Annotated in this window: 8 protein-coding genes; 2 read left to right on the plus strand and 6 right to left on the minus strand. The window is 64.8% G+C overall.

The features are described 5' to 3' along the window. Positions 1-84 precede the first annotated feature (84 nt). The 4 genes from Q0L25_RS21205 to Q0L25_RS21220 form a co-directional block, all read right to left on the minus strand. Positions 85-675 carry a hypothetical protein gene (locus Q0L25_RS21205; RefSeq protein ID WP_296617749.1) on the minus strand — a complete coding sequence of 197 codons (591 nt, stop codon included), beginning with the start codon at positions 673-675 and terminating at the stop codon, positions 85-87. A gap of 93 nt (positions 676-768) precedes the next feature. After that, positions 769-2,205 (minus strand): AMP nucleosidase, encoded by a 1,437-nt coding sequence (locus Q0L25_RS21210; protein ID WP_296617751.1) that lies wholly within the window; start codon positions 2,203-2,205, stop codon positions 769-771. Between the two features lie 58 nt (positions 2,206-2,263). After that, entirely contained in the window at positions 2,264-2,587 is a 324-nt protein-coding gene (locus tag Q0L25_RS21215) for a hypothetical protein (RefSeq protein WP_296617752.1), read from the minus strand. A 101-nt stretch (positions 2,588-2,688) separates the two neighbouring features. Then, positions 2,689-3,171, minus strand: a complete 483-nt coding sequence (locus tag Q0L25_RS21220; protein WP_296617754.1) for a peroxiredoxin — start codon at positions 3,169-3,171, stop codon at positions 2,689-2,691. A gap of 111 nt (positions 3,172-3,282) precedes the next feature. Here Q0L25_RS21220 and Q0L25_RS21225 point away from each other — a divergent pair, with 111 nt between their 5' ends. Both Q0L25_RS21225 and Q0L25_RS21230 read left to right on the plus strand, forming a co-directional pair. After that, complete coding sequence (locus tag Q0L25_RS21225) at positions 3,283-3,846, plus strand: YqgE/AlgH family protein (RefSeq protein WP_296617756.1); 564 nt, start codon at positions 3,283-3,285, stop codon at positions 3,844-3,846. A gap of 62 nt (positions 3,847-3,908) precedes the next feature. After that, complete coding sequence (locus Q0L25_RS21230; protein WP_296617757.1) at positions 3,909-4,592, plus strand: GNAT family N-acetyltransferase; 684 nt, start codon at positions 3,909-3,911, stop codon at positions 4,590-4,592. 55 nt (positions 4,593-4,647) lie between these two features. On the opposite strand, the gene Q0L25_RS21235 is transcribed toward Q0L25_RS21230, so the two are convergent. Beyond that, positions 4,648-5,508, minus strand: coding sequence for a sigma-70 family RNA polymerase sigma factor (locus tag Q0L25_RS21235; RefSeq protein ID WP_296617759.1), 861 nt, complete (start codon positions 5,506-5,508; stop codon positions 4,648-4,650). Next, positions 5,496-5,951 (minus strand): carboxymuconolactone decarboxylase family protein, encoded by a 456-nt coding sequence (locus tag Q0L25_RS21240; RefSeq protein WP_296617760.1) that lies wholly within the window; start codon positions 5,949-5,951, stop codon positions 5,496-5,498. Before Q0L25_RS21240 ends, Q0L25_RS21235 begins: the two co-directional genes overlap by 13 nt. Between the last annotated feature and the right edge of the window lie 234 nt (positions 5,952-6,185).

Raw genomic sequence — 6,185 nt, forward strand, 5'->3', positions numbered from 1 at the left:
GTGGACCCCGGCACAAGGCCGGGGTGCCGGCGTAGAAGATGCGAGGTCAGCCCACCCAGTTCTAGCGAACTGACCGATAAAAGTTCAGGAATTCTCGTCCTTCGGCTCGGTCTTGCGGCTGCTGCTGCGCAGCGTGAACAAAGCCGCTACGGCACCAATCGCGCCGGCGATCCCGGCGGCAATGCCGCCCCGCTTGGCGATCGTCGCAGCACGGCTTGGTGCTGCGGACGCTGGCGCGGGTGCCGGCGCGGCGGGGGCCGGCTTTGGCGCAGGCTTGGGAGCCGCAGCGGCTTTGGGAGCGGCGGACGCCTTGGGCGTGGCCGGAGCCTTGGGAGCCGCGGCGGCCTTGGGCTTCGCTGCAGGCTTGGCCTTCGCCGCGGGTTTGGCGGCAGTCTTAGGTGAAAGCGTGGTCGCAGCCGCGGCGCCGGCCGCCTTGGCGACGGGTTTTGCTGCCGCCTTCTGTTTCGCTGCAGCCTTCGGCTTGGCCGATGCCGCCTTCGCAGGCGCCTTGACGGGCGCCTTCGTCGCGGCGGCGGCCTTCACTTCTGGCTCTGCCGTCGGTGTGACGGGGGCTACCGCCTTGGATGCCGCTTTCGGTTTCGCTGGCGTCTTGGCTTTCGCAGCCGTTTTGCCGGCGGCGGGCTTGGCAGGCGTCTTTTTCGGCGTCGTGGCCATGAGAGCTGATCCCCTGTTCTCGTTGGTCGCTAACGCCCGCGCATACCAGATTGTTTCAGGGTCGTGATAGCCCCGTGACAGCTGGGCTCGCGATTAACGGAACGGCGGCTCGTTGAACGCGCGCAATTTGCGGCTGTGGAGCTTGGCGCCTTCCTGGCGAAGCTCCTCGCAGGTCTGGATGCCGATCCGCATATGCTCGTTGATCGCGCGTTCGTAGAAGCGGTTGGCTTGGCCCGGCAGCTTGAGCTCGCCATGGAGCGGCTTGTCCGAGACGCAGAGCAAGGTGCCGTAGGGCACCCGGAAGCGATATCCTTGCGCGGCGATCGTCGCCGATTCCATATCGATCCCGACCGCGCGGCTGAGCGAGAAGCGCAGCGCCGACTTGGTGTAGCGCAATTCCCAATTGCGGTCGTCGGTGGTGACGATCGTGCCGGTACGCAGGCGGCGCTTCAATTCCTCGCCCGACTGGCCGCTGATCTTCTCGGCGGCGCGTGCCATCGCGACCTGGACCTCGGCAATCGCCGGGACCGGAATTTCGGGGGGCAGCACATCGTCGAGAACATGATCGTCGCGCAAATAAGCGTGCGCCAGGACGTAGTCGCCGATCCGCTGGCTGGGACGGAGGCCGCCACAATGCCCGATCATCAGCCACGCCTCGGGACGGAGCACGGCCAGGTGATCGCAGATTGTCTTGGCGTTGGACGGTCCCACGCCGATATTGACCAATGTGATGCCGGTGCGGTCATCGGCCATCAGATGGTAGGCCGGCATCTGGTGCCGCCGCCACGCGCTGGTATCGGCCAACGCTGCTTCGATATCGTCCCCCGCGCGCAGCATCACGCCGCCGGCGCCGGACACACCGGTGAAACGGCTACCCTCGCCTAGCTGGTCGAACGCCCAGCGGACGAATTCGTCGACATAACGATGATAATTGGTGAACAGCACATAGCGCTGGACGTGCTCGGGCGGCGTGCCGGTATAATGCCGCAGTCGCGCCAGGCTGAAATCGGTGCGCAATCCGTCGAACAGGGCGAGTGGCCGTGCCTCCCCCGGCGTCGGCAGACCGTCGGCGATCTCGTCACCGATATGCGCCAGCTCGGTCGCCGGAAACCAGCGCGCAAGTTCGACCGCCGACACTTCGTCGAGATTGAGTGCATGACTCGGATCGAGCACGTACGGAAAGGGAATTTCCTGCCGCCCCGGCACCGCCGTGACCTCGACGTCGTAATCCTCGATCAGCAAGGTGAGCTGCTCGGTCAGATAATCGGCATAGATGGCCGGCTTCGTCACGCTGATGCGATAATTGCCCGCTTCCGACAGCCGGCCGAACGATCGGAGCGGCGTCGGCCGATCATGGTCGCCGCGATAGATCAGCTGGATTTCGGGATAAGCGAACGAGCCGTCGGTGCGCGATTTGGGATCGGGCGTCTTGCCACTGGTGAGATAGGCCGTCAGCGCGTCCTGAAGACGTTCGACCGAGGCGGAATAGAGCCGATCAAGTTCGGCGACGATATCGGAAGCCTGCGTCATCCGCTGCAGCTAAAGTACGCGGATGACGCTGGCAAGTCGCGGTCGTGACGTGGGCGCGTCAGCTCTTCTTCTTTGCGCCCTTGGATCCGGTCGTCCCGGTGTCGTCGTCCGACAAGAGTTTCGACGCTCCATAAGCAGCGCCCGCGACGGCCGCTGCAGCACCGGCTGCGATTCCCGCAGCGGCGATCGGATGTTCCTTGACTGCATTGACTGCCGTCCCAGCCGCGCTGGTCAGCGTCTCCTGCGCCTTGGACAAGAAGGACTTCGATTCGGCCAGCGCCGTATCTAGCGCGCTTTCGGCAGTCTCGATCGCGCTGTCGACAAGCGACGATTCGGCGGCGCTCGCCTTGGTGTCGATTGTGGTGGTGGTGTCGTCGGCCATGAGTATCTCCACAATAACAGGACGCCGCGAGAACGCGGGGCTACCCCTGGCGTTCCCGCGGCCGTGTCCGTTTGTTTCGCTCGGGCGACGATCCGAGTTCGTCAGAGTTGTTCGAGCAGATGCTCCGCCGAACTGACCTTGAACTCGCCGGGGGCTTCGACGTTGAGTTGTTCGACGACGCCGTCGTTGACGATCATCGAATAGCGCTGGCTGCGCTCGCCCATGCCGAATTTGGAGCCATCGAACGTGAGACCGACCGACTTAGCGAAATCGGCATTGCCATCGGCGAGCATGGTGACCTTGCCGGCAGCGTCATTGGCTTTGCCCCAGGCGCCCATGACGAAAGCGTCGTTGACCGAAGTGAAGGCGATTTCGTCGACGCCCTTGGCCTTGATATCGTCAGCCTTCTCCAGGAAGCCGGGAAGGTGGCGGGCCGAGCAGGTCGGGGTGAAGGCACCCGGTACGGCAACCACTGCGACCTTGCGGCCGGCGAAGAATTCGTCCGAGCTGACCTGTTCGGGACCGTTCTCGGTCGCCTTGACGATCGTGGTGGAAGGCAGTTTGTCGCCGACGGCGATGGTCATGTCATTCTCTCCCGATAGGCGCATCAGCGCGCCGCGCGACCGGCACTTGGCATCGCCAGCAGGAAATTCAAGCCGTGACGGCGGCGGTCCGACCGGCTTAAAGTATTGACGATGGAATCGGCCGCCCCTTTTCTGACCGGACAATTTCTGCTCGCCTTGCCGGGTATCGGCGATCCGCGGTTCGAGCACGCGGTGATCGCGATGTGCGGGCACGATGCGGAAGGCGCGATCGGTATCGGCATCGGCGCGACGATCAATGGGCTCGGCCTGCATGACGTGCTCGACCAATTCGATATAGAGCCCGGTGAGGCGCCCGACGCGCCGGTTCATTTCGGTGGACCGGTCGAGCCGCGCCGGGGCTTCGTGCTCCACTCGACCGACTGGTCGGGGCAGGACACGATCGAGGTCGCCGGGCGCTGGTCCTTGTCGGGCACGATCGACATATTGAAGGCGATCGCGGAAGGACAGGGGCCTAGCCGCTGGCTGGTGGCGCTCGGCTATGCCGGCTGGGGGGCGGGACAGCTCGACGGCGAGATGTTGCGCCATGGCTGGTTCAATATCGCCGGCGATGAGCGCTTGCTGTTCGACACCGAAGCGAGCGACCGCTGGACCGAGGGGTTCGAACGCGCCGGAATCGATCCGCGGCTGCTCGCGAGCCAGACGGGCACTGCCTGACGCCCGTCCACTCCTGGCGTCCGCTCTTGGCGATCGCCGAGACAAAGTTTAGCGCCTGATCTATGGGGTACGGGCAACTCGATCGACCGGTATGGAGCGCGCTGACGTCGCGCTGGGCGCGAATCGCGGAAGGGGATGCGCGCGCCTGGCGGATCGATCGCGATTATGGCGTGTTCGGCGCGGCCGCCGACCGCTCGGCCGAAAGTCTTGCCGCGCTTGCCGCTCTGGTGCCCGAACAGGGCGAATTATGGATGGTCGAGCGCGAGGACTGGCCCGCGCCGCCCGGGACGCGCTTCGTTCGGCAAGCCGAATGCGTGCAGATGATCTGCGAGAAACTGGTTGCCGGGGAAGCGCCGGCGTTCGAAGTCGTCGAACTCGATGAGGGCGACGCGCCCGCCATGTATGCTCTCGCGATGCTCACCCAGCCGGGGCCTTATGCTCCCCATACCAATCGCCTCGGCGATTTCATCGGGGTGAAGCAGGACGGCGCGCTGATCGCGATGGCGGGCGAGCGGATGAAGATGCCCGGCCTGAGCGAAGTCAGCGGCGTCTGCACGCACCCCGACCATCGCGGCCGCGGTTATGCCGGCGCGCTGATGCGCGTGGTGGCGGAGCGCATGCTGGCGAGGGGGGAGACGCCCTGGTTGCATGCTTATGCCAGCAACGCAGGGGCGATCGCACTGTACGAGAGCCTGGGGTTTCGGCTCCGTGGTACCGTCACGGCGAGTGTGCTGGTGCGGGTTTAGGGCAGCGTTAGCCTTATAAATCCTCCCCGTTCCGGGGAGGATTTTACGCATCCCGCTAGTGCAGCGCGCCTTCCAGATGTCGCAGCTTGTCGGGATTGCGCATCACGTAGATCGCCTTGATCCGCCCCTGCTCGATCAGCAGCGCTGTGGTCTGCAGCACGCCATCGGCTTCGCGGGTGACGAAGCCGGGCAGGCCGTTGATCCAGGCGAAGCGAACCAGCTCGCCGAACCGGCCCTGGAGCAGGCGCTGGATCGCCGCATAGGTGCGCCTGACCTCGTCCGCCCCAAGCATGACGCGTGCCGCAGCCGGCCGTTTGCCGCCGCCATCCGAATAGAGGCTCACATCGTCGGCGAGCATCGCTCCTAGGACGCCGATCTCACCGCGCGTGGCGGCGAAGAAGGCCTGGGCGATCTCCAGGCCATGCTCGCGCTCGACCGGATATCGGGGCTTTTCCGCGCGGACATGTTCGCGCGCCCGGCTGGCGAGTTGGCGGCAGGCCGCCGCGTCGCGACCGAGGCTTTCGGCGACGTCGTCGAAGCTCTCTCCGAAAACGTCGTGGAGCAGGAACGCCGCGCGTTCGAGCGGGGACAGCCGTTCGAGGGCGAGCATGAGGGGCAGAGTGACGTCCTCCACTTCCTCGGTTTCGACCATCGGCTCGGGTAGCCATGGCCCGATATATTCCTCGCGCTTCACTCGCGCCGACTTGAGCTGGTCGAGGCACAGGCGCGTGACGATGCGGCGCAGGAACGCCTCGGGCACGCGAACCGCGTCACGGTCGGTATCGGCCCAGCGCAGCCAGGCATCCTGCACCACATCCTCGGCATCGGCGACCGAGCCGAGCATGCGGTAGGCGACGCGCATCAGCCGGGGCCGAAGCGCGTCGAATTGGGCGGCGGCGTCGCTCACGCCTTCCATCCGAGGCTCGGCTCGAACAGGTGGAAAGCGACCGCCAGACGGTTCCAGCCGTTGATCACGTTGATCATCATGGTGAGCTTGACCTGCTCCTCCTTGCTGAAGTGCGCGTCGAGCGCGGCATAGACATCGTCCGGCGCGCCCTTGTCGGCGATCAGCGTCAGCGCCTCGGTCCAAGCCAGCGCCGCCCGCTCGCGATCGGTATAGCACGGGGCCTCGCGCCATGCCGAGGTCAGATAGATTCGCTGTTCGGTCTCGCCGGCCTGGCGCGCCTCGAACGTGTGCATATTGATGCAATTGGCGCAGCCATTGATCTGCGACGAGCGGATCTTGACCAGTTCGAGCAGCGGCTTTTCAAGACCGCTCGCAGCCACCGTATTGGAGAGCGTCAGGAATGCCTGAATCATTTCGGGCGAGGCGGTGTAGGGATTGAGGCGAGGCGTCATGGTCGGTCCTTTCATCTGGGATGCGCAGACCTGACGAGCCAGCATCCGCGGATGTGACATGACCCGAGAAAAAAACCGTTCGGCACATCATATAAAGAAATCTTTATATCGAGATTGCAATCGCGCCGTCGGTTGGCTAGGGGAGCCGCATCAACCGACTTTTCCGGAGATTTTTGACGTGGCCACCGTGCTCGACCGTACGACCGATTATGTCGTGAAGGACCTATCGCTTGC

The sequence above is a fragment of the Sphingomonas sp. genome (assembly GCF_024508665.1).
In the GTDB taxonomy this organism is placed as follows: domain Bacteria; phylum Pseudomonadota; class Alphaproteobacteria; order Sphingomonadales; family Sphingomonadaceae; genus Sphingomonas.